Source organism: Streptomyces sp. NPDC060205, from assembly GCF_042728395.1.
GTDB lineage: Bacteria > Actinomycetota > Actinomycetes > Streptomycetales > Streptomycetaceae > Streptomyces.
In genome coordinates this window covers 1-20,375 of the sequence record NZ_JBHWZP010000048.1, presented here as the reverse complement: position 1 = coordinate 20,375, position 20,375 = coordinate 1, and the positions used below count along the sequence as shown (strand labels likewise).

Genomic DNA, 20,375 nt, shown 5'->3' with positions numbered 1-20,375 from the left:
TGGCCGGCCGCGCAGTTCCCCGCGCCCCTTGCGGGGCTCAGTACTCCGCCATGCGCTCCCTGCGCACCGAGTACACGACGAACCCCGCCCCCAGGGCCAGGAACAGCGTGCCGCCCGCCACGTACGGGGTCGTGTCGAAGCTTCCCGTGTCGGCCAGGCGGGTCCGCGTCTCCTCCGTGGTCGTGTCGTCGGTCGTACCGGTTTCCTCGGTGGCGGTCTCCGCGGACGTGTCCGTGGAGGTGTGCGCCGCGGTGCGGACCACCGTCGTGGTCGTTGTCCGTGTGCTGTGCTCCGCCGGCTTGTCGTCCGTCGCATTGGCGGACGGAACGAACCACAGGGCACCCAGGAGGGTCCCCGCGGCGGTGGCGGTCAGCAACGATCGACGTGCGGACACGGAATATCGATCCCCTTGTGACGCTGGCGAATTGGCCGTGTGGGGCGATGTTAGTGAAAGGTGCGGGTCACGGGAAAGTCACGGTGGCCAAGAGCCGTACGCTCCGATGTATGAGCACACCTGAGACATCACGTTTTGTGCGGTTGCACGTCGAATTGGTCGTCGAGGTCGACGACGAGAACGCGCTGACCAAGGCGGCGCTGGGCCGCATGGCCGAGGACGCCGAGATCCCGGCCGACGAGCGGGCCCACGCCGAGAGCACCGTGACGCACAACACGGCCGAGGCCCTCGCGTACCTCGTCGACCCGTTCGACCTGGTCGCGGACCTGCCCGGGGTCGAACTCGCGCAGGCCTCCTGGAGCAGCGAGCACATCGACTACGACCCCGATTCGCCGGATTGGGACCTGGACGAGGATGATGACGCCTCGGACGAGAAAGAAGCGACCGGCTGACACCGCTCGGGAGAATTCATGACCCCGGGCGGCAACCGCCGCCCGGGGTTCTGTCGTCTCAGGGGACGCAGTGACCGACACCCGCACCAGGCGTATCCCTGTGGATCGACGTGGCGTGCCCCACACCCGTGACGGATGTGGAACGGGACGAACCGGTCGTAGCGTTGATGGGTGTTACGGGGACTCTCGTGGTTCAGGGGATTCGGCAACGATGGAGAAGCGTGTGATGACGGACAGTAAGCGGCGCAAGGGCCTGACGGTCGCGTCCGCACTGCTCGGTGGGGTGCTGATGCTCTCTGCGTGCAGCGGAGGGGGCGGCGACAACCCCAAGGGCGACGACGAAGGGGACGGCTCCTCGCAGTCGAAGGTCGACGAGGCCGCGGCGAAGAAGACGTCCGAGGCCCAGATCAAGATCACGCCCAAGGACGGCTCCGACAACGCCTCCATCAACAACGCCGCCGCGGTCACTGTGACCAAGGGCACACTGAGCGACGTGACCATGAAGACGTCGGCCGGTGCCGCCGTCGAGGGCGAGATATCCGCCGACAAGAAGAGCTGGAAGCCCAGCGGTCAGCTGGAGCGCGCCACCGCCTACAAGATCGCCGCGACGGCCAAGGACGCGGACGGCCGCGCCGCCCACGAGAACGCGTCGTTCACGACGGTCTCCCCGGCCAACAGCTTCATCGGCAACTTCACGCCCGAGGACGGTTCCACCGTCGGCGTCGGCATGCCGGTCTCGATCAACTTCGACAAGGCGATCACGAACAAGGCGGACGTCCAGAAGGGCATCACCGTCTCCTCGACCAGCGGCCAGGAGGTCGTCGGGCACTGGTTCAACGCGAACCGCCTGGACTTCCGCCCCGAGGAGTACTGGAAGGGCAACTCGACCGTCACGCTGAAGCTGAACCTCGACGGTGTCGAGGGCGCCGACGGCGTGTACGGCGTGCAGCAGAAGACGGTCACCTTCAAGATCGGCCGCAACCAGGTCTCGATCGTCGACGCCAAGACGAAGACGATGAAGGTCACGCAGGACGGCAAGACGATCCGGACCATCCCGATCTCGGCCGGCTCGCCGGAGAACAAGACGTACCAGGGCCAGATGGTGATCTCCGAGAAGTTCAAGGAGACCCGGATGAACGGCGCGACCGTGGGCTTCACGGACGACGACGGCAAGGGCGAGTACGACATCAAGGACGTACCGAACGCGATGCGTCTGTCGAACTCCGGCACGTTCATCCACGGCAACTACTGGGGCGCCAAGTCCATCTTCGGCAGCGTCAACACCAGCCACGGCTGCGTGGGCCTGTCGGACACCAAGGGCGCCAACGACCCGAACACCCCGGGCGGTTGGTTCTTCAGCCACTCGATCGTCGGTGACGTCGTGGACGTGCGGAACACCGGTGACAAGACCGTCGCTCCGGACAACGGCCTCAACGGCTGGAACCTGGACTGGGCGGCGTGGAAGGCCGGTTCGGCCGTCTGATCCTTCGGCCCGAACACCTTTCGTCCCGGGGGCGGTTGCTCATCATGAGCAGCCGCCCCCGGCGTTTTCACAGCCTTCCCGGGGCCCGCACAGCCCGCTGGGGGGCCTTTCCGGGGTTCTGCACAGCCTTCTCATCCTTCTCTTATGCGGGGCTTATCCCGCCATCACACGCCGTCCCTAGCTTGCGGCCATGTTCTTCACCTATCTGAGGCGCGAACTGCGCCGCCGCAGAAAGGCGGCGCTCGTCGTCGCCTCCGGACTCGCCCTGGGCATCGCCCTGGTCATCGTGGTCAGCTCCGTGTCGTCCGGCATGGAGAAGGCGCAGGGCAAGGTCCTCCAGTCGCTGTACGGGCTGGGCACGGACATGACGGTCACCAAGGCGGCCCAGGCCCAGTCGAGCACGGGCGAGCGCCCGCGCTTCCAGTTCGACGCCCGGGACGGTGACTCCGACGAGGAGCAGAGCAGCGACCGCGTCATGGTGCAGGGCTTCCAGACCCTGGCGGCCGGCACGGTCTCCAAGGTCGATACGCAAAAGGGCGTCTCGGACGCCGTCGGCGGGCTCAGCCTCCAGGTCATCAAGGTCAGCGGCCAGTTCCAGCGGGGCGAGTTCCGGCAGGACCAGCAGCAGGGCGGCGGCGGTGGCAACGGGCAGGGCGGCGGCCCCGGTGCCCAGCAGTCCCCGCAGGGCCGCGTCGAGGGTGGCGGCGCCGACTTCGACGTCAACAACTACTCGGTGTACGGCACGGACGTCACCAAGCCGGACCTCGGCCCGCTGACCTCCTCGAAGATCACCAGCGGCCGTACGTTCAAGACCTCGGAGACCGACGCGAAGGTCGTCGTCGCCGACAAGTCCTACGCCAAGGAGAAGAAGCTCGCCCTCGGCGACACCGTCACCGTCAAGAGCGTCAAGTACAAGGTCATCGGCATCGCGACCCCCGACAGCGGGGACGCGGCGGCCAACCTGTACATCCCGCTCAAGCAGGCGCAGACGCTCAGCGACTCCAAGAACAAGGTCACCACGATCTACGTCAAGGCGTCGGACTCGCAGCAGATCGACAGCGTCAAGTCGACCATCCAGAAGAACATCGACGGTACGACGGTGACGACCTCCGCCGACCTCGCGGACACGGTGTCCGGGTCCCTGTCGACCGCGTCCGACCTCGCCTCGAACGTCGGCAAGTGGCTGTCGATCGCGGTGCTCGTGGCCGCGTTCCTGGTCGCGGGACTGCTCACCTCGTCGGCCGTGTCCCGGCGTGTACGGGAGTTCGGCACGCTGAAGGCGCTCGGCTGGAAGTCCGGCCGCGTCACCCGGCAGGTCGTCGGGGAGGCCGTCGTCAACGGGCTCGTCGGCGGTGTCCTCGGGATCGCGCTCGGCCTCGCCGGCGCGTACGCCGTCACCGCGATCAGCCCGACGCTCCAGGCCGAACTCGCCTCCACGGGCGGGGGCATGGGCGGCCCCGGCGGCGGGGGAGGCCCCGGTGGCGGCGGCATGGGCGGCCCGGCCCGCCAGGCGGCCTCCAAGGCCCTCGACGTGACCCTCACGGCACCCGTCGCCCTCAATACGATCGCCATCGCGGTGGGCCTCGCGGTGGCGGGCGGCCTCATCGCGGGCGCGTTCGGCGGCTGGCGCGCCTCCCGCCTCCGCCCGGCGGACGCGTTGCGCCGGGTCGAGTAGCCCCGCTCCTCTAGGGGCGCGGGGAACGGCGCGCTCAGCCACGTACCACCCGCACTTCCGACACGGCGGCCACCACCCCGCCCCTCCAGGGGCGCGGGGAACTGCGCGACCAGCCACGGACGGCCCGCACTTTCATCACGGTCCAGGAGTGACACAATGTACGAACTAAAAGGTATAACCAAGCAATACCGCCGCGGGAAAGAGACCGTCCACGCCCTCGCCGGCGTCGAACTGACCATCCCGGACGGCGACCGCCTGGTCATCCAGGGCCCCACCGGCGGCGGCAAATCCACCCTCCTCCAGATGCTCGGCGGCCTCGACCGCCCCACCTCCGGAAGCATCGAGCTCGACGGAACAGATCTCGCCAGATTGTCCGAGACCAAACTGACCGGCGTCCGCAGCGAGAACATCGGATTCGTATTCCAGAGCTTCAATCTCATTCCCACCCTTACCGCCCAGGAGAACGTGGAGACCGCCCTCGTACCGCTGAAGGTGAAGGTGAAGGAACGGCGGGAAAGGGCCGCCGCCGCACTGGAGTCCGTCGGGCTCGCCGAGCGGGCCGGGCATCTGCCCGCCGAGCTGTCCGGCGGCCAGCAGCAGCGCGTGGCCATCGCCCGTGCCCTGGTCAAGCAGCCGAAGGTGCTGCTCGCCGACGAACCGACCGGCAACCTCGACGAGTCGATGCGCGACGAGATCATGGACGTACTCGACACCATGTGGAAGGAGCACGGGCTCACTTTCATCATGGTGACGCACGATTCCGCACTCGCGAAAAAGGCCCCCAGGGTCGCCACGATCCGGAAGGGAAAGATCACCGTCAGGGAAAACGCGAACTCCTGACCCTCGTCTCGCTATTGAGCACCAGTTCACCCCCCGGCATACTGAGTATTCCGGGGGGTTACGCGCGAGCATGCGTACGGGATGTCCCCCGGCCGGATGAACGGGGGTTCATCCCGGACCTGATCTCCAGGGGGAGACTTGCGCAGACAAGTGAAAAGAGCGTGCACGGCCACGATCGCCGCGGCGGCTGCCGTGGCCCTGGCGGCGGGCATGACCAGCCCGGCGTCGGCGGAGGCCGGGCCTTCGGCCGCCGACCGGGCCGTACAGACCACGCCGAAGCACCGCGTCACCCTGATCACCGGCGACCGTGTCGTCGTCGACGCCAAGGGCCGTGTCCTCGGCCTTGAGCGGGCCAAGGGCCGCGAGGGGATACCCGTACAGATACGCAAGGCCGACGGGCACACCCTCGTCGTGCCGGCCGACGCGTCACGGCTGATAGCCGGCGGCAAGCTCGACCAGCGGCTCTTCGACGTCACCGAGCTGAGCTCCGCGGCCAACCGCAAGGCGCAGAAGCAGGGCCTCAAGCTGATCGTCGGCTACAGCGGCACGGCCGCGGCGGCGAAGGCGGACGTCCGCGAGGCCGGTGACACCGAGGTCCGCCGGACCCTGAAGTCGCTGAACGCGGACGCGGTGCTGACGCCCAAGGGCGACGCGCCCGACCTGTGGGCCGCGGTCACCGACACCCGCTCCGGCGGCGCGCGCACCGCCTCCGGCATCGCCCACGTGTGGCTCGACGGGGTCCGCAAGGCCAGCCTCGACAAGTCGGTTCCGCAGATCGGCGCCGACAAGGCGTGGGCGGCCGGCTTCGACGGCAAGGGCATCAAGGTAGCGGTCCTGGACACGGGTGTCGACGCGACCCACGACGACCTGAAGAATCAGGTCGTCGCGGAGAAGAACTTCTCCGCCGCCCCGGACGCGAGCGACAAGTACGGTCACGGCACGCATGTCGCGTCCATCGTGGCCGGTACGGGCGCCAAGTCCGCCGGCAAGTACAAGGGCGTCGCGCCCGGTGCCAAGCTGCTCAACGGCAAGGTGCTCGACGACAGCGGTTACGGCGACGACTCCGGCATCCTCGCCGGGATGGACTGGGCGGCCGAACAGGGCGCCGACGTCGTGAACCTCAGCCTGGGCGGCGGGGACACCGCCGACATCGACCCGCTCGAAGCGCAGGTCAACAAGCTGTCCAAGGAGAAGGGCATCCTCTTCGCCATCGCCGCCGGCAACGACGGCGACTTCGGCGAGCAGACGATCGGCTCCCCGGGCAGCGCGGAGGCCGCGCTCACCGTGGGTGCCGTCGACGACAAGGACAAGCTGGCCTCGTTCTCCAGCCGGGGCCCCGGCCTCGACGGGCAGATCAAGCCCGACGTGACCGCGCCCGGTGTGGACATCACGGCCGCCTCGGCCCCGGGCAGCGTCATCGCCAAGGAGGTCGGCGAGAAGCCGGCCGGCTACGTGACCATCTCGGGTACGTCGATGGCCACCCCGCATGTCGCGGGCGCCGCGGCGATCCTCAAGCAGCAGCACCCCGACTGGACGTACGCCGAGCTCAAGGGCGCGCTGACCGGCTCCGCGAAGGGCGGCGCGTACACCCCGTTCCAGCAGGGTTCGGGCCGCATCCAGGTCGACAAGGCCATCAAGCAGACGGTGGTCGCCAGCCCCTCGTCGGTGAGCTTCGGCGTCCAGCAGTGGCCGCACACCGACGACACCCCGGTCACCGAGAAGGTCACGTACCGCAACCTCGGGAAGAGCGACGTCACGCTGAGCCTCGCGGTGGCGGCCACCGACCCGAAGGGGCAGGCCGCTCCGGCCGGTTTCTTCACGCTCGGCGCCAAGACGCTGACCGTCCCGGCGGGCGGCACGGCCTCCGCCGACCTCACGGTCAACACCAAGCTGGGCGGCACGCTCGACGGCGCCTACTCCGCGTACGTGACGGCAACCGGCGGCGGCCAGAGCGTACGCACGGCGGCGGCGGTGCAGCGCGAGGTGGAGTCGTACGACCTCACGCTCAAGTTCATCGACCGTGACGGCAACGCGGCCAAGTACTACAACGCCAACCTCTCCGGGGTCTCCGGGCTCTCCAAGGAGAAGTGGTACTCGCCCTACGACGCGTCCGGCACCGTCAAGGTCCGCGTCCCGAAGGGCGGTTACATCCTCGACTCGGCGTTCTTCGTCGACCCCGAGGACTTCGCCAAGGGCGCCGACTGGGTGGCCCAGCCGAAGCTGAGCGTCACCAAGAACGCCACGATCACGGTGGACGCGCGGACCGCCAAGCCGGTGGACATCACCGTGCCCGACGCGGCGGCCACCTCGGAGTTCGCCTCCGCCGACTACACGGTGGACGTCGGCAACAGCAGCTACTCGTTCGGCTGGTGGCTCGACACGTACGCCAACTTCCGTGCCGCGCACGCCGGTCCGCAGATCACGGACGGCTCGCTGTACCAGCAGTGGGACGGCCACTGGGCCAAGCCCGCCGAGGAGTACGACACCACCGCCGGAGCCAAGGTCAAGCAGCTCGCCACCGGCTACACCAAGCACTACAAGGCGAGCGAGCTGGCCACGGTGAAGACCGGCCTGGGCGCCTCGGCGAGCGGCAAGAAGGGCGCGCTCACCGCCTGGGGCTCGCTGCCCGGCAGCTCCGGCTCCTCCGCGATCGGTATCCAGCAGACACTGCCCGGCACGCGGACGGTGCACGTGTCCACCGCGGGCGGGGTCAAGTGGAACCTCGAATTCGAGCAGCACGGCGGAGTCGACGAATGGGGCTGGCCCATCGTCGAGGCCTACTACACGCTCGGCACCCCGCAGACGTGGAAGGCCGGCACGAGCTACGAGAAGACCTTCAACACCGCGGTCTTCGGCCCGCGCCTGAGCTCCTCCTTCGGCCTCTACCGCGAGGACAACGGCATCTACGGCTACCTGCCGCTGTTCGCCGACGGCAAGACCCACTCCGGTTCCTCGCTCTACTCGTCGGTCACCACGACCCTCTACCGCAACGGCGCCAAGGTCGGCTCGAACAGCGACCCGCTGGTCGGGGACGGCATCTTCAAGGTCCCGGCCGGTGACGCCGCGTACAAGCTGACGACCTCCGTCAAGCGGACCGTCAAGGTCGCCGCGGCCTCCACCCGCGTCGACGCCAGCTGGACCTTCCGCTCCAAGAAGGCCGACCTGGCCAAGCTGCCCGCGTCCTCGATCCGCTTCGACGCGGCCGTCGGCCTGGACAGCAGGGCCCCGGCGGACAAGAAGGTCTCCGTCCCGGTGACCGTCCAGGGCTCGGCGGCCGGCTCGAACCTGAAGTCCCTGGCCGTGTACGTGTCGTACGACTACGGCCAGACCTGGAAGAAGGTCACCGTCAAGAACGGCAAGATCGCGATCACCAACCCGGCCAAGGGCAAGGGGATCTCGTTCCACGCCAAGATCGCCGACAAGAAGGGCAACAAGTCGACGATCTCGATCTACAACGCGTACTACGGGAAGTGACCCAAGGGTCGCCCACTGACCGCTGACGCGTAAGAACGGCCCGCCGGAAGCAGAGCTGCCGGCGGGCCGTTCGGGTATGCGGGAGGTATGACCGCGCACACCGTTGAATACATCCGCTACCTCATCCCCGAGGAGCAGTCGGCGCTGTTCCTCGCCGCGTACTCCCGGGCCGCCTCGCACCTCGCGGCCGCCCCGCAGTGCGTCGACTACGAGCTGGCCCGCTGCGAGGACGACTTCCAGCACTACGTGCTCCGCATCACCTGGACGTCGACCGAGGACCACGTCGAGGGATTCCGTGAGTCCGAGCTGTTCACCGACTTCGTCGCCGAGATCGGCCCCTTCACCCGGTTCGTGGAGGAGACACGCCACTACAAGCCGACGGCGGTACGGGGGACGGGGGCGGCCGTGCCCACGCTGTACGCCTGGGCCGGGGGCGCCGAGGCCTTCGGCCGCCTGACCGAGGTGTTCTACGACAAGGTCCTCAAGGACGACGTCCTGGCCCCCGTCTTCGAAGGGCTCGCCGCCGAGCACGCGGCGCATGTGGCGTCCTGGTTCGGGGAGGTCTTCGGAGGGCCGCCGGTCTACTCCGAGACGCAAGGAGGGCACGGGCACATGGTCGCCAAGCACCTCGGGAAGGGGATCACCGAGGTGCAGCGGCGGCGGTGGGTGAACCTGCTGCAGGACGCGGCGGACGAGGCGGGGCTGCCGTCCGATGCGGAGTTCCGGTCCGCGTTTCTCGCTTACGCGGAGTGGGGGACGCGGTTGGCTGTGTATTTCTCGGGCCCGGACGCGGCGCCGCCGGCCGAGCAGCCGGTTCCCCAATGGACGTGGGGTGCGGCCCCGCCGTACCGTGCCGGGGCTTGAGGTGGGCGATTTCGGCTGCGGGTCCGGTGGGGGCGAGCCCAAAGGATTGCGCAGTTCCCCGCGCCCCTAGAAAGTGCGGGCCGGTGGGGGTGGGCCGCGCAGTTCCCCGCGCCCCTTTGGGGCGGGGGCTTTTTTAGCCTCTCCGGCGATTGAGGAGTGGGGGTTCGGGGGCGGAGCCCCTGAGGTGGTGACGGGACGGGTAGGGGCGGCGGGGGCGAGGAAAAAAGCTACTGCCCCGGCGCCGACGCGCCCGCCCGGACCGCGTCCGTGCCCCAGCTCGCCAGCAAGCGGAGCGCCTCGGCAGAGGCAGACCCCGGCTCCGCGTGATACGTCACCATCGACAACTCCTCGTCGTCGACGAGCTTGAACGTCTCGAAGGACAGCGTCAGCTCACCCACCAGAGGATGATGCAGCCGCTTCACCCCATGACTCTTCTCCTTGACGTCATGCGCCGCCCACAACCGCCGGAACTCCTCACTCTTCACCGACAGCTCCCCGACCAGCGCCGACAACCGCGGATCGTCCGGATGACACCCCGCGTCCATCCGCAGAAAACTCACCATGTCGGACGCCTTCTGCTCCCACTCCACGAACAGCTCGCGGTACTCGGGCCGCAGGAACACCATCCGCGCCCAGTTCCGCTCCTGCGCCGGCAGCTGCGCCCAGTCCCCGAAGACCGCCGCGGACATCCGGTTCCACACGAGGATGTCCGAACGCCGCCCCACCACATACGCGGGCACACTGTCGAAGGTGTCGATCAGCTGCCGCAGCGGCACCCGCACCTGCTGCGGCCGGGCCGACACCTTCTTCTTGTGCTGCTTGGGCTTCGCGAGATGCGTCAGATGCGCGTGCTCGGCGCCGCTCAGCCGCAGGGCGCGCGCGATCGAGTCGAGCACCTCCGCCGACACGTTCCGCCCGTTGCCCTGCTCAAGGCGGGTGTAGTACGCCACGGACACCCCGGCCAGCTGCGCCAGCTCCTCGCGGCGCAGCCCCGGCACCCGGCGGTGCCGCCCGAAGTCCGGCAGCCCCACGTCCTCCGGCTTCAGCCGGGCCCGGCGGGTGCGCAGGAACTCGCTGAGCTCGGCGCGCCGGTCCAGCCGCCGTCCCGGTTCCTGGCCGGTTTCGCCGGTGGGCTCCTGAGAGGGCTGTTCGTCCATACGTCCAGTATTCACGCTGCTACACGGTCGTACGCCTGCGAGCCTGCCCCCGCCAGTAGTAGGACCGGCGAACGTACGAAACACCGTGGTCTGGGTGAAAGCAGGCAGACGGAGCAGGCTGGACGCCGTACCCGGCCGGAAGGCAGGCCGGGCACGGATCCACTCCTGAGGAGAACCCTCCGCATGACCACTGTCGCCGCATACGCCGCCCCCGCCGCCAAGGCTCCGCTGGAGCGCACCACCATCGAGCGTCGCCCGGTCGGCGAGCAGGACGTCCTGATCGAGATCAAGTTCGCCGGTATCTGTCACTCCGACATCCATCAGGCCCGCGAGGGCTGGGGCGAGGCCATCTTCCCGATGGTCCCCGGCCACGAGATCGCCGGCGTCGTCACCGAGGTCGGCTCCGGTGTCACCAAGTTCGCCGTCGGCGACCGTGTCGGCGTCGGCTGCATGGTCGACTCCTGCCGCGAGTGCGAGAACTGCAAGGCGGGCCTTGAGCAGTACTGCGTCAAGGGCAACACCGGCACGTACAACGCCGTCGACCGCAACGGCGAGAACACCTACGGCGGCTACTCGACCCACATCGTGGTCGACGAGGCCTTCACCGTCCGTATCCCCGAGGGCATCGCCCTCGACGAGGCCGCGCCGCTGCTGTGCGCCGGCATCACCACGTACTCCCCGCTCAAGCACTGGAACGCCGGCCCCGGCAAGAAGGTCGCGATCCTCGGCATGGGCGGCCTCGGGCACATGGGCGTCAAGATCGCGCACGCACTCGGTGCGGAGGTGACCGTGCTCTCGCAGTCGCTCCGGAAGAAGGACGACGGGCTGAAGCTGGGCGCCGACCACTACTACGCGACCAGTGACCCGCAGACCTTCGAGGAACTGCGGGGGTCGTTCGACCTGATCCTCTCGACCGTCTCCGCTCCGCTGGACCTGGACAAGTTCCTGTCCCTGCTGCGGACCGACGGGGCGTTCGTGAACGTGGGCGCGCCCGAGGAGCCTGTTTCCCTGAACCTGTTCTCCGTGATCGGCGGGCGCAAGACCCTTGCCGGGTCGGGGATCGGGGGGATTCGGGAGACGCAGGAGATGCTGGACTTCTGTGCTGAGCACGGGTTCGGGGCGGAGATCGAGCTGATCTCCGCGGCTGAGATCAACGAGGCGTACGAGCGGGTGCTTGCCAGTGATGTGCGGTACCGGTTCGTGATCGACGCGGCCACGATTTAGCTCCGCTGGGGTGCGTTGTCGTGTGCGGGTCCGTTGTGGCTGGTCGCGCAGTTCCCCGCGCCCCTTAAAAGCAAAAGACTGCGCCGTTCCCCGCGCCCCTGAAGGACGAGAGGCCGCGCCGTTCGCCTTGCCTCTAGAAGCAAAAGACTGCGCAGTTCCCCGCGCCCCTGAAGGCCCGTGCCCCTTGTGCCCCCACCGGGTATCCCGGTGGGGGCACTGGCGTACACGTACAGGCCCTAGCGTGGAGGTGTACGGGAGCATGGAATGTGCCGAGCAGCCGGCGAACCGAGGAGGTCCGCACGATGACCGTCGAGCTGAACCACACGATCGTCGCAGCCCACGACAAGAAGACGTCCGCCCGCTTTCTCGCCGACATCCTGGGCCTGGAGGTGAGCCCCGCGTACGGCCCCTTCATCCCCGTGAAGATCCCGAACGGGGTGACCCTCGACTACATGGACGCCGTCGGGTCCATCCCGCCCCAGCACTACGCGTTCCTGGTCTCGGAGGACGACTTCGACACGATCTTCGCCCGGGTCCAGGACGCCGGGCTCACCTACTGGGCGGACCCGCACCACCACCGCGTCAGCGAGATCAACACGAACGACGGCGGTCGCGGCACGTACTTCGAGGACCCGAACGGCCACAGCCTGGAGATCCTCACCCGGCCCTACGGAAGCGGGACGCGGGGGTAGGCGGGGCAGCCGGCACGCCTACTATGTGCTTTTCGGCTGCCATTGTCCTGGGGAGGGCCTGCAGCGCATGTCTCGTCGCTCTACTGGTTTCGTCGGCGTGTGGGCTGAAGTACAACGGCAGCAGCAGCGCCAGCTGGAAGTCGAAGCCAGGCAGCGCAGGCGGGCGGAACAGCAGACGCTCGCCTACCAGCGCCGAGCGGCCCAGAGCCACCGCCAGTACCGGCAGGCCGAGGCGCAACGCCGTACCGACGAACTGGACGCGCAGGTCGCCTCGTTGCAGGGCCTGCTCGCCGCGGGCTGCCGGACGCCTCCCTTCCGGGCGTCCTCGCTCCTGCGGCGCGAGGAGGTCGAGCCCTTCGCCCCGGGGCCGCTGGCCCAGCCGGTACGCATGCCGGATGCCAACCAGTACCAGGTGCAGAGCGGCTGGACCGCGAACCGCCGGGCCCAGGCGCAGGCCGAGGCCCGGGCGCGCTTCGAGCACGACTGGCACGCCGCCCAGGCCGCCGAGGCGCACCGGCAGCAGCAACTGGCCGCCTACCAGCGGCAGTACCAGCAGTGGGCCGACGCCCAGCTGGCCGACGTACGCCGTCACAACGCGGACGTCGCCGACGTGGTCGAGGGCGTCCGGCGGCTGGACCCCGACGCGGTGATCGAGTACTTCTCCGCCGCTCTCTACGCCTCCACGGCATGGCCACAGGACCTGCCGCGCCAGGTCGCGGCGGCCTACGACCCGGCGGCCCGCGAACTGGTGCTGGACTGGGAACTGCCCGGCTTCGGCATCGTCCCCGAGGTCAAGTCCGTCCGGTACGTGGCCCAGAGCGACCAGGACAAGGAGAGCCCGCGGCCCGTGAGCCAGCGGCGGGCCCTGTACCGGGACGTCCTCGCGCAGTGCATGCTGCTCGTCCTGCACGAACTCTTCGCCGCGGACGAACTGGGCGCACTCGAAGCGGTGACCCTGAACGGATTCGTGGACGGACACGACCCGACCACGGGCCGGCCGGGCCAGATCTTCCTCGCGACCGTCATGGCCTCCCGCTCGTCGTTCCGCGAGCTGCACCTCGCGCAGGTGGAGGCGGGCAGCTGCCTGTCCGACGCGCTGCGAGGACAGCTCTCGGCCCGGCCGGACCAGCTCACTCCGGTACGTACGGGGCGGCGGCCGCAGGACGTCGGCAACCGTGTCGTCGCCCACGGCGGCGAAGAGGAACCCGACCTGTACGCCATGGACCCGATCGCCTTCGAGAACCTCGTCGCCGAGTTGTTCCGGGCCATGGGGATGCAGGCGGTGACGACCCAGCGCTCCGGCGACGGCGGCGTGGACGTCGACGCGCTGGACCCGGCACCGATCCGGGGCGGCAAGATCGTCGTACAGGTCAAGCGGTACCGCAACACCGTGCCGCCCACCGCCGTACGCGACCTGTACGGGACCGTGCAGGACGCCGGGGCCAACAAGGGTGTCCTGGTGACGACTTCGGGCTTCGGCCCCGGCTCGCACACCTTCGCGGGCGGCAAACCGCTGGAACTCGTCTCGGGCCCCCAGCTCGTCGACCTGCTGCACCGGCACGGGCTGCGGGGGCGGCTGGGGGACGGCGGCCGGGCGGGCGGCGGCGCCACGCGGTCGGCGGGGGAGCCGGGGACGGCGGGGTCGGCGGGGGCGGTGGCGCCGGACACCGGCGACCGGCTGCCCGACGACTACAACGTCCTCGGCATGTCGTGGAGCGGAAGCGTCGCCCTGGACGTCTGCGCGCTCGTCTGCGAAGGCAACCGCGTCCTCAGCGACGAGCACTTCGTCTTCTTCAACAACCCGCGGACGCCCGACGGTTCGGTACGCACCCTGCCCGCCACCGGGTCCGACAAGGCCGCGATCTGCGTGTCCTTCGACGGGCTGCCGGCGCGGGCGGACCGGTTCGTCCTCGTGGCCGCGGTCGACCCCGAGGTCAACCCGGACGCCGACCTCTCCGGGTTCACCGACGCCCGTATCCGGCTGCTCGACCCGGAGATGTCCGAACTGGGACAGCTGGAGGTCTCCGACGGGCGACCGCGCGAGACCGCGCTGGTGCTCGGCTCCTTCCGCCGACGGGCGGGCGGCGACTGGGACTTCGTCCTCGGCGGCAAGGGCTACACCGGGGGGCTGATGGAACTCGTCCAGGACCATGGCATAGAGGTGGAGTAGCCGGTCTATCGGGCTATGGCCCGGTCCCGGTCCCGGTCCCGGTCCCGGTCCCGGTCCCGGTCCCGGTCTCGTTCCCGGGCCTCGTGGGTTTCCTGTGCTTCGACGAGCTCGTCGCCGTGCTCGGTCACCCAGCGGCCGAGCGCCGCCATCGGGCCCTCGACCAGGCTCCGCCCCAACGCGGTCAGGGCGTACTCGACGCGCGGCGGCGCCTCGTCGTGGGCCCGGCGGTCCACCAGGCCGTTGGCGAGGAGGCGGCGCACCGTCTCGGTCAGCACCTTGTCGCTGATGCCGCCGATCGCGGCCCGCAGATCACGGCGCCGGCACGGTCCCGTGCGCAGGGCCGCCAGGACGACGGGGTCCCAGGTGTGCGCGAACAGATCGGCGGCGGCCCGCAGCCGGCAGTCGGCGACCAGTTCGTAGCAGTGTGCGTAGTCATCGGTCATGTCCGCTTCCCCGTCCCCGCCCCGCCCCCGCTTCCGCGTCAGCCCGCTCCGCCATCATCGCGCATCGGTCGCGCACCGATCGGTGCGCGACGTGCTCCCTACCGTGGCTACCCGATCGGCAGCGGACGACGACGGTTCGAGAGGTGGAGGTGGCGACGATGCGTATCGGAATCCTGGGAACGGGAACACTGGCGGCGGCCCTGGGGGAGGGCTGGATCCGGGCGGGGAACGAAGTGTGGATCGGCGGACGCTCGCAGGCCAAGGCGGACAAGCTCGCCGAGCGGCTGGGGCGACTGGGGAGCCGGGGGCGTCCGGGGCAGGCGGCGTTCGCCGTCACCCCGCGGGAGGCGGTCACGGACCGTGACGCGGTGCTCCTCGCCGTGTCGTGGGACGGCGTCGGGGACATGCTGGGACTGGCGGGCGCGGCCGACGGCCTACTCGCGGGCACGCCTCTGATCGACCCCACGAACGCCGTCGCGCACGGCGTCGGCGATCTGCTCACCGAACGCGGCGAGTCCATGGCGATGCGGATCGCCGGGCTCGCACCGGGCGCCCATGTGGTGAAGGCGTTCCACCTCTTCCCCGCCGGCCTGTGGACAGGCCCCGCCGCCGACGGCCGGCCCCGGGCGACCGTGGCGATGTGCGGCGACGACCCGGCGGCCCTGCGGGTCGTCGGCGAGCTGGTGAGCGATGTCGGCGGAGCCCCGGCGACTCTGGGAACGCTGGGGCGGGTCCGCCAGCTGGAGGAGGTCGCGGGCTTCGTGATAGGCCTCGCGTTCGCGGGCGTCGACCCCAACTCCGCGATCCCCAAGGTGCCTTGAGGCGGCGACGGGCATACGGGGTGTCCCCCGGGACCGCCGGGTCGTGACCGGCGGTGTGCCCCCGAGGCCCTCGCCAAGGGGGAACGGGGTGGTGATACTCCTTGCTCTCTGTCACGTGCCGCGTGCTCAGCCCGGCGGCTCGGGTCGTCATCCCGGTCCGTCGTCCTGGCAACGGTTTCCGCACGCCGGTTTCCGCACGGAGGAACGGTGTCCGCGTTCGCGCCCGCGACTGCCCTGGCTCCCGCGCCCGCGCCCGTGCCCGTGACCCTGTGACCTCGTGACCTCGTACAGACATCACTTCTGCATTCCTGGAGACGCATCCGATGAAGCTCGCCAAGCGACTTGTCCTCACCACCGCGGCACTCGCCGCCGTGACCGCCGGCACCCTCTCCGGCGCCGCGGCCGACCAGGCCGCGGACTCGCAGCCCGTACGGGTCGGCGTCGACGTTCCCGACGCGCTGAAGGTCCCGGACGGCAACCGGCTCACCGGTGTCTTCGCCGCCACCGGCGTCCAGACGTACACCTGCACCGACGGTGCGTGGAAGCTGCTGGAGCCCGCCGCCACGCTGTCGGTGAAGAGCGACCGGCACCACCGCCCGGTCGCCCTCCACTCCCGCGGACCCGTCTGGGTGTCCACGGTGGACGGCAGCGCCGTGAACGCCGCCGCCGTCGCCACCTCGCCCAAGACCGGCACCATCCCCGAGCTGCTGCTCAAGTCCACCGCCACCCGCGGCACGGGCGTCTTCGCCGACGTCTCCTACATCCAGCGCCTCGCCACCGACGGCGGCGTGGCCCCCGCCACCGCCTGCACCGGCACCGAGCAGATCGGCGTCCCGTACTCGGCCACGTACACCTTCTGGAAGCCCACCGCGTGACGGCCTCGTGACGGCCTGCAGCAGCGGGGGTCCCTGCCCCCGTTCGACCAGGTATGGAATCGCCCGGAACCCTCGTGCGTTGAGGGGTGTGGGCATGGACGCAGGTGGTGAGCGAGCCGAGCGGCCCGAGTGACCGAGCTGACTGACATTTGGAGGGGCCGCAATGGCTGCGCAGACACAGAGGGCCGTGCTGGCGGGCGGATGCTTCTGGGGGATGGAGGACCTGATCCGCCGACTCCCCGGCGTGACGGCGACCCGGGTCGGATACACCGGGGGCGACGTACCGAACGCGACGTACCGCAACCACGGCACGCACGCGGAGGCCATCGAGATCCTCTTCGACCCCGCGGGCACCGATTTCCGTACGATCCTGGAGTTCTTCTTCCAGATCCACGACCCGAGCACCAAGAACCGCCAGGGCAACGACCTCGGCCTCAGCTACCGCTCGGCGATCTACTACGTGGACGACGAGCAGAAGCGGATCGCCGAGGACACGATCGCGGACGTGAACGCCTCCGGACTGTGGCCGGGCGAGGTCGTCACCGAGGTGGAGCCGGTCGGCCCCTTCTGGGAGGCCGAGCCCGAGCACCAGGACTACCTGCAGCGTTACCCGGACGGCTACACCTGCCACTTCCCCCGCCCGGGCTGGCGCCTACCGGCCCGCACGGAGGGCTGACCGCTAGGGGAGCCCTGCCGGCCACGGGCGGTCTGACCACCAGAGGGCCCGCCGACCACACCACGTGTGGTTGACGGGCCCTTCTTCTGGTGCTCAGCCTGGTCCTCTCGGTTGTCGACCCTCTCCTGCGGCCCGGCCGTCACTCTGCCGGCAAGAGCCGTGTTCGTCCGTCTCCGCAGGCACCTGCGCCACTACGAAAGAGGTGCTTCCTAGCCCGGCGCATCGGCGAGACGTCGACCCTGATGTTGTGCGCCTGACATGCGACGGCGTGAAATTCCGCTTGTATCGGCGCCGCTTCTGCACTCGATTCAGTTCACCAAGCGGTTTTTGAGTCGACGTTCGCGGGAAATCCTGGGTTACTGCTGGCTAGGGCGTGAGGCCCTACAAGACGGAGCATGGTGTGATGGCCCGAATCGGTCTTGGTCGCGTTTCCCTCAATTTAGCGCTGATTTTTGTGGCTTCCATTGTCGGCTCGGTAGGAATAACTGTGGCCCTGGTGCGGATCCCGTGGTTCCAGTCAGTCGAAAGCGGAAATGCCGGTCAAGCATACGGGGCTGCGGCTGCCACTGCTTCTGTGGTCGTGCTTGTGTTTATCGCTCGCACGTTTCAGCAGCAGGCCGAGGAATCGCGTATTCATCGGGAAGAGTCTCGTATGTATTGTCAGGTGCTGGAAGGGCAGCGAGCGGAATTGGCCCTGCAGCGCGAGGCAACACACAAGCAGGGTGAGAGTGCGCGATGCAGTGCGGAAGCCGCGTTACGGGCACAGCATCAGAGGCTGCTGGAGTTGGCTTTGCGTGACCCCCTTCTGATGGAGGTGTGGCCCAGTCACGACCCGACGCTGCCGCAGGAGCGTAAGCGCCAGTACATGTACGCGAACCTGATAATTTCGCACCATTACATGTGCCACACGGGAGGGAGTTTCACTGAGGAGGAGATATCGGTCAGCCTCAGGCACATATTCAGCGCGGCGCTGATGCGAGAATTCTGGGAGTGGTCCAGCAGTCACCGGCAGCGAACGATAATCCCTGCGGGCAGTATGGCCAAGTTCTATGCGGTAGCAGAACAAGCCTATCTGGAAAGACTTCCTTAGATGACAGCGCGGTCCGACGTATGACTGGTCGGGCCGCGCTATGGTTCTATCAGTTCATTCCCCACCCGGTTCTTTCGATAACTTCGCGGGGAACTACTACGAGCTCCTCACCCTCGCCGATTCGCGAACCAGGAGGAAGTGATTTTCGGAGCTCGCTGGATGCCGTACGTCCGATAAATGCGAAGTCGCCAGTGGTCGTAGAGAAAACTGCCGGGCAATTAGCGTCTGACAGGCATGAATCCATCGTGGAGTCCAGCCGTCTTTCGATTTGCATGTTGGTTATGCCTCTCTTTTATCTTTGCAGGGAACGACCTTCCCGTCTCATGCGCTCCTCAATCCAGGTGATGCAAAACGATCTTATTGACTTGAGTATCGACAAGTGTACTTAGCGATGCTGAATAGTGAGAGTGAGATCGAGTTGCTGTTTTCCTCGTGGACGTTTTAGATCATGCTTCGAAGTTCGGGGTCATGCATGCTGCATCAGAGTCCCGAAAGGCAGTCGAGGATAGTTGCGCGACGGCAGACCGTGCGACCGGACCGTCGTTCTGAGCGGCCACGCACCGGTCGGGCCGTCCGTCGGCTGCTTCTGTCGCCGCCTCCGGCGACGGGGCGATATCCGTTGTGCAAAAGCTCCTGAGTTCGTTGCGAAAGGGGTGCTGAGCCTGCCTCCGTCCCCCGAGCCTCTTCTGCCATGTGCTCCAGGAGCCGTTCCGTCACCCGCCTAGCCGGGCTTGAAGCTCGTCTCCGACGGGGTAGGGACGTTCCTGGGGCGGCAGGCGTGTCGCGGAGTCGAGGTCCGGGTGAACCCCGCGGGTATAGCCCGACAGACGGGAGTGGCGCAGCGCCCACTCGAAACCGTCCCGCTCGATCTCGGCAGCGGGAACGACCTCTTGCCCACCTTGGCACCCCACCGCAGCGGTACATCATCCACAGGAACGACGGCTTGATCCATGTCAAGCCTCGTTCACAGACCTGTCCGCCGTGATCGGAGTGAACGTCTGCCCTCTTCTGCACGGCGGGCGGGCTACCACCAGCATTATCTTGACCGGACCATCAACGGCCACGACAGGGCCGCGTCTCCTGTCCTACCGATGTGGCTCCGGCCACAGGGGAGTTTTGTCATCGACCCTGATCTCCTGGCGGCTTTGTGGAGGGAACGGCATCCGTCGGGTCCTCCCGTCGCTCACACGTTTCGCACCAGGTACGCGGATCGCTGGGTTCGCTTCCACAGCCTCCCCGGCTCGAAGCGCTACCCGGAGTCCGGGGACGAGTACGCGATCGTGCTGGGCCGGTACAACACGATCCTCGACGAGTTGTTCGCGGACGCTGATGTGTTCGTGGTGACGATGGACTGGTCGGACACACCGACCGGGCCCCCGGGCTACTCGACGCCACGACCGAGATTGCACCCGGACAGCATCCGCTGGTGGACGGAGTCGGACCAGGATGACCCAGACGCGGAGTTCCACATCCACACGCGTCTGTACGCCGACCGGCGCCGGTGGAGTCGCGGCTGTATCGACGGGCTGTTGCGAGCAGTCGCGGACGAAGCGCTCGTCGAAGTCTTCATCGCCGACACGGAACTGCGACGTATCCACCATCCCTATGACGGCGGCGCAGACGTCATTCTTGCCACGCCCGCAGAGCGTGACCGTATGCGTGACCGACACACAGACTGGCTTTCGAGCAACCCGGCCGGCCTCTGAGAACCGCAGTGACTCCCGCCTCCGGCCGACGCTCAGCGGTCTGGAACGCTGCTCGACGTTGTTGAGTGGTGTTCACAGCTCCGAGACGGTTCCATGCCCTGCAATCGACACTGCGGAGGCCGATCGTCTGGGCACTGCGGCACTTCCACCCAGGACAAAAAATCGGTGGTCACCTGGGCCGGCCGAGTCCACGCTGTGCGCCATGGAAGAACCGCTCCGCAGAATCCGTGCGCTCCACACGGCGTCCACGATCACCGTCTACCAGGCGTACTCCCCGGAAATCGCCCTGCCAGCCGTCCGAGACGGGCGTTTCCCCGCCGCGTGGAGGCGGGACAGGAT

General features: G+C 68.4%; 18 protein-coding genes and 1 pseudogene. 15 read left to right on the top strand and 4 right to left on the bottom strand.

From position 1 onward, the window contains the following. Positions 1 to 37: 37 nt before the first annotated feature. On the bottom strand, positions 38 to 394 hold the full coding sequence (locus tag ACFWGJ_RS11735; protein WP_387322790.1) for an LAETG motif-containing sortase-dependent surface protein: 357 nt from the start codon (positions 392 to 394) through the stop codon (positions 38 to 40). A 110-nt stretch (positions 395 to 504) separates the two neighbouring features. Here ACFWGJ_RS11735 and ACFWGJ_RS11730 point away from each other — a divergent pair, with 110 nt between their 5' ends. From ACFWGJ_RS11730 to ACFWGJ_RS11705, 6 genes are all read left to right on the top strand, one after another. Continuing rightward, on the top strand, positions 505 to 846 hold the full coding sequence (locus ACFWGJ_RS11730) for a hypothetical protein (protein WP_387322789.1): 342 nt from the start codon (positions 505 to 507) through the stop codon (positions 844 to 846). Between the two features lie 211 nt (positions 847 to 1,057). Next, a complete protein-coding gene (locus ACFWGJ_RS11725) occupies positions 1,058 to 2,329 on the top strand; it encodes an Ig-like domain-containing protein (protein ID WP_387322788.1) in 1,272 nt (423 codons plus the stop codon). Between the two features lie 190 nt (positions 2,330 to 2,519). After that, on the top strand, positions 2,520 to 4,004 hold the full coding sequence (locus ACFWGJ_RS11720; RefSeq protein WP_387322786.1) for an ABC transporter permease: 1,485 nt from the start codon (positions 2,520 to 2,522) through the stop codon (positions 4,002 to 4,004). A gap of 156 nt (positions 4,005 to 4,160) precedes the next feature. After that, entirely contained in the window at positions 4,161 to 4,844 is a 684-nt protein-coding gene (locus ACFWGJ_RS11715) for an ABC transporter ATP-binding protein (protein WP_387322784.1), read from the top strand. A gap of 150 nt (positions 4,845 to 4,994) precedes the next feature. Continuing rightward, a complete protein-coding gene (locus ACFWGJ_RS11710; protein ID WP_387322782.1) occupies positions 4,995 to 8,318 on the top strand; it encodes a S8 family serine peptidase in 3,324 nt (1,107 codons plus the stop codon). 87 nt (positions 8,319 to 8,405) lie between these two features. After that, entirely contained in the window at positions 8,406 to 9,182 is a 777-nt protein-coding gene (locus ACFWGJ_RS11705; RefSeq protein ID WP_387322780.1) for an antibiotic biosynthesis monooxygenase, read from the top strand. Between the two features lie 227 nt (positions 9,183 to 9,409). On the opposite strand, the gene ACFWGJ_RS11700 is transcribed toward ACFWGJ_RS11705, so the two are convergent. Next, positions 9,410 to 10,339 carry a helix-turn-helix transcriptional regulator gene (locus tag ACFWGJ_RS11700; RefSeq protein ID WP_387322778.1) on the bottom strand — a complete coding sequence of 310 codons (930 nt, stop codon included), beginning with the start codon at positions 10,337 to 10,339 and terminating at the stop codon, positions 9,410 to 9,412. A gap of 183 nt (positions 10,340 to 10,522) precedes the next feature. Between ACFWGJ_RS11700 and ACFWGJ_RS11695 the strand changes: the two genes are divergently transcribed. The 3 genes from ACFWGJ_RS11695 to ACFWGJ_RS11685 all read left to right on the top strand — a co-directional run bounded on the left by ACFWGJ_RS11695 (position 10,523) and on the right by ACFWGJ_RS11685 (position 14,425). After that, positions 10,523 to 11,563: an NAD(P)-dependent alcohol dehydrogenase gene (locus tag ACFWGJ_RS11695; protein ID WP_387322776.1), complete on the top strand. Its 1,041-nt coding sequence runs from the start codon at positions 10,523 to 10,525 to the stop codon at positions 11,561 to 11,563. Positions 11,564 to 11,865: 302 nt separating this feature from the next. After that, positions 11,866 to 12,255: a VOC family protein gene (locus tag ACFWGJ_RS11690; protein WP_387322775.1), complete on the top strand. Its 390-nt coding sequence runs from the start codon at positions 11,866 to 11,868 to the stop codon at positions 12,253 to 12,255. Positions 12,256 to 12,322: 67 nt separating this feature from the next. Next, positions 12,323 to 14,425 (top strand): restriction endonuclease, encoded by a 2,103-nt coding sequence (locus ACFWGJ_RS11685; RefSeq protein WP_387322773.1) that lies wholly within the window; start codon positions 12,323 to 12,325, stop codon positions 14,423 to 14,425. A gap of 5 nt (positions 14,426 to 14,430) precedes the next feature. Here the strand turns inward: ACFWGJ_RS11685 and ACFWGJ_RS11680 are convergent, their stop codons facing one another. After that, a complete protein-coding gene (locus ACFWGJ_RS11680) occupies positions 14,431 to 14,868 on the bottom strand; it encodes a winged helix-turn-helix transcriptional regulator (protein ID WP_387322771.1) in 438 nt (145 codons plus the stop codon). Between the two features lie 158 nt (positions 14,869 to 15,026). On the opposite strand from ACFWGJ_RS11680, the gene ACFWGJ_RS11675 reads away from it, so the two are divergent. The 4 genes from ACFWGJ_RS11675 to ACFWGJ_RS11660 all read left to right on the top strand — a co-directional run bounded on the left by ACFWGJ_RS11675 (position 15,027) and on the right by ACFWGJ_RS11660 (position 18,330). Continuing rightward, entirely contained in the window at positions 15,027 to 15,689 is a 663-nt protein-coding gene (locus tag ACFWGJ_RS11675) for an NADPH-dependent F420 reductase (protein ID WP_387322769.1), read from the top strand. A 323-nt stretch (positions 15,690 to 16,012) separates the two neighbouring features. Then, positions 16,013 to 16,564, top strand: a complete 552-nt coding sequence (locus tag ACFWGJ_RS11670) for a DUF3455 domain-containing protein (RefSeq protein ID WP_387322767.1) — start codon at positions 16,013 to 16,015, stop codon at positions 16,562 to 16,564. Between the two features lie 163 nt (positions 16,565 to 16,727). After that, the gene (gene msrA, locus ACFWGJ_RS11665; protein ID WP_381834155.1) at positions 16,728 to 17,240 is read left to right on the top strand and encodes a peptide-methionine (S)-S-oxide reductase MsrA; all 513 of its coding nucleotides are present in this window, start codon (positions 16,728 to 16,730) and stop codon (positions 17,238 to 17,240) included. 403 nt (positions 17,241 to 17,643) lie between these two features. After that, the gene (locus tag ACFWGJ_RS11660) at positions 17,644 to 18,330 is read left to right on the top strand and encodes a DUF6082 family protein (RefSeq protein WP_387322765.1); all 687 of its coding nucleotides are present in this window, start codon (positions 17,644 to 17,646) and stop codon (positions 18,328 to 18,330) included. Between the two features lie 794 nt (positions 18,331 to 19,124). On the opposite strand, the pseudogene ACFWGJ_RS11655 reads toward ACFWGJ_RS11660, so the two are convergent. Further along, positions 19,125 to 19,344, bottom strand: a pseudogene (locus tag ACFWGJ_RS11655) (DUF4291 family protein); the annotation flags it as partial. Between ACFWGJ_RS11655 and ACFWGJ_RS11650 the strand changes: the two are divergent. Both ACFWGJ_RS11650 and ACFWGJ_RS11645 read left to right on the top strand, forming a co-directional pair. Beyond that, positions 19,281 to 20,036 carry a hypothetical protein gene (locus tag ACFWGJ_RS11650; RefSeq protein ID WP_387322818.1) on the top strand — a complete coding sequence of 252 codons (756 nt, stop codon included), beginning with the start codon at positions 19,281 to 19,283 and terminating at the stop codon, positions 20,034 to 20,036. The pseudogene ACFWGJ_RS11655 and the gene ACFWGJ_RS11650 overlap by 64 nt on opposite strands. A 202-nt stretch (positions 20,037 to 20,238) precedes the next feature. Beyond that, positions 20,239 to 20,375, top strand: a 137-nt coding sequence (locus tag ACFWGJ_RS11645; RefSeq protein WP_387322815.1) for a DUF4291 family protein, incomplete at its 3' end; no start/stop codon positions are given.

What these genes read in the sequence shown, in the direction of transcription:
- ACFWGJ_RS11730 (WP_387322789.1), top strand. Translation starts at nt 505, where the DNA reads ATGAGCACACCTGAGACATCACGTTTTGTGCGGTTGCACGTCGAATTG.
- ACFWGJ_RS11725 (WP_387322788.1), top strand. Translation starts at nt 1,058, where the DNA reads ATGGAGAAGCGTGTGATGACGGACAGTAAGCGGCGCAAGGGCCTGACG.
- ACFWGJ_RS11720 (WP_387322786.1), top strand. Translation starts at nt 2,520, where the DNA reads ATGTTCTTCACCTATCTGAGGCGCGAACTGCGCCGCCGCAGAAAGGCG.
- ACFWGJ_RS11715 (WP_387322784.1), top strand. Translation starts at nt 4,161, where the DNA reads ATGTACGAACTAAAAGGTATAACCAAGCAATACCGCCGCGGGAAAGAG.
- ACFWGJ_RS11705 (WP_387322780.1), top strand. Translation starts at nt 8,406, where the DNA reads ATGACCGCGCACACCGTTGAATACATCCGCTACCTCATCCCCGAGGAG.
- ACFWGJ_RS11700 (WP_387322778.1), bottom strand. Translation starts at nt 10,339, where the DNA reads ATGGACGAACAGCCCTCTCAGGAGCCCACCGGCGAAACCGGCCAGGAA.
- ACFWGJ_RS11695 (WP_387322776.1), top strand. Translation starts at nt 10,523, where the DNA reads ATGACCACTGTCGCCGCATACGCCGCCCCCGCCGCCAAGGCTCCGCTG.
- ACFWGJ_RS11690 (WP_387322775.1), top strand. Translation starts at nt 11,866, where the DNA reads ATGACCGTCGAGCTGAACCACACGATCGTCGCAGCCCACGACAAGAAG.
- ACFWGJ_RS11685 (WP_387322773.1), top strand. Translation starts at nt 12,323, where the DNA reads ATGTCTCGTCGCTCTACTGGTTTCGTCGGCGTGTGGGCTGAAGTACAA.
- ACFWGJ_RS11680 (WP_387322771.1), bottom strand. Translation starts at nt 14,868, where the DNA reads ATGACCGATGACTACGCACACTGCTACGAACTGGTCGCCGACTGCCGG.
- ACFWGJ_RS11675 (WP_387322769.1), top strand. Translation starts at nt 15,027, where the DNA reads ATGCGTATCGGAATCCTGGGAACGGGAACACTGGCGGCGGCCCTGGGG.
- ACFWGJ_RS11670 (WP_387322767.1), top strand. Translation starts at nt 16,013, where the DNA reads ATGAAGCTCGCCAAGCGACTTGTCCTCACCACCGCGGCACTCGCCGCC.
- msrA (WP_381834155.1), top strand. Translation starts at nt 16,728, where the DNA reads ATGGCTGCGCAGACACAGAGGGCCGTGCTGGCGGGCGGATGCTTCTGG.
- ACFWGJ_RS11660 (WP_387322765.1), top strand. Translation starts at nt 17,644, where the DNA reads ATGGCCCGAATCGGTCTTGGTCGCGTTTCCCTCAATTTAGCGCTGATT.
- ACFWGJ_RS11650 (WP_387322818.1), top strand. Translation starts at nt 19,281, where the DNA reads ATGTCAAGCCTCGTTCACAGACCTGTCCGCCGTGATCGGAGTGAACGT.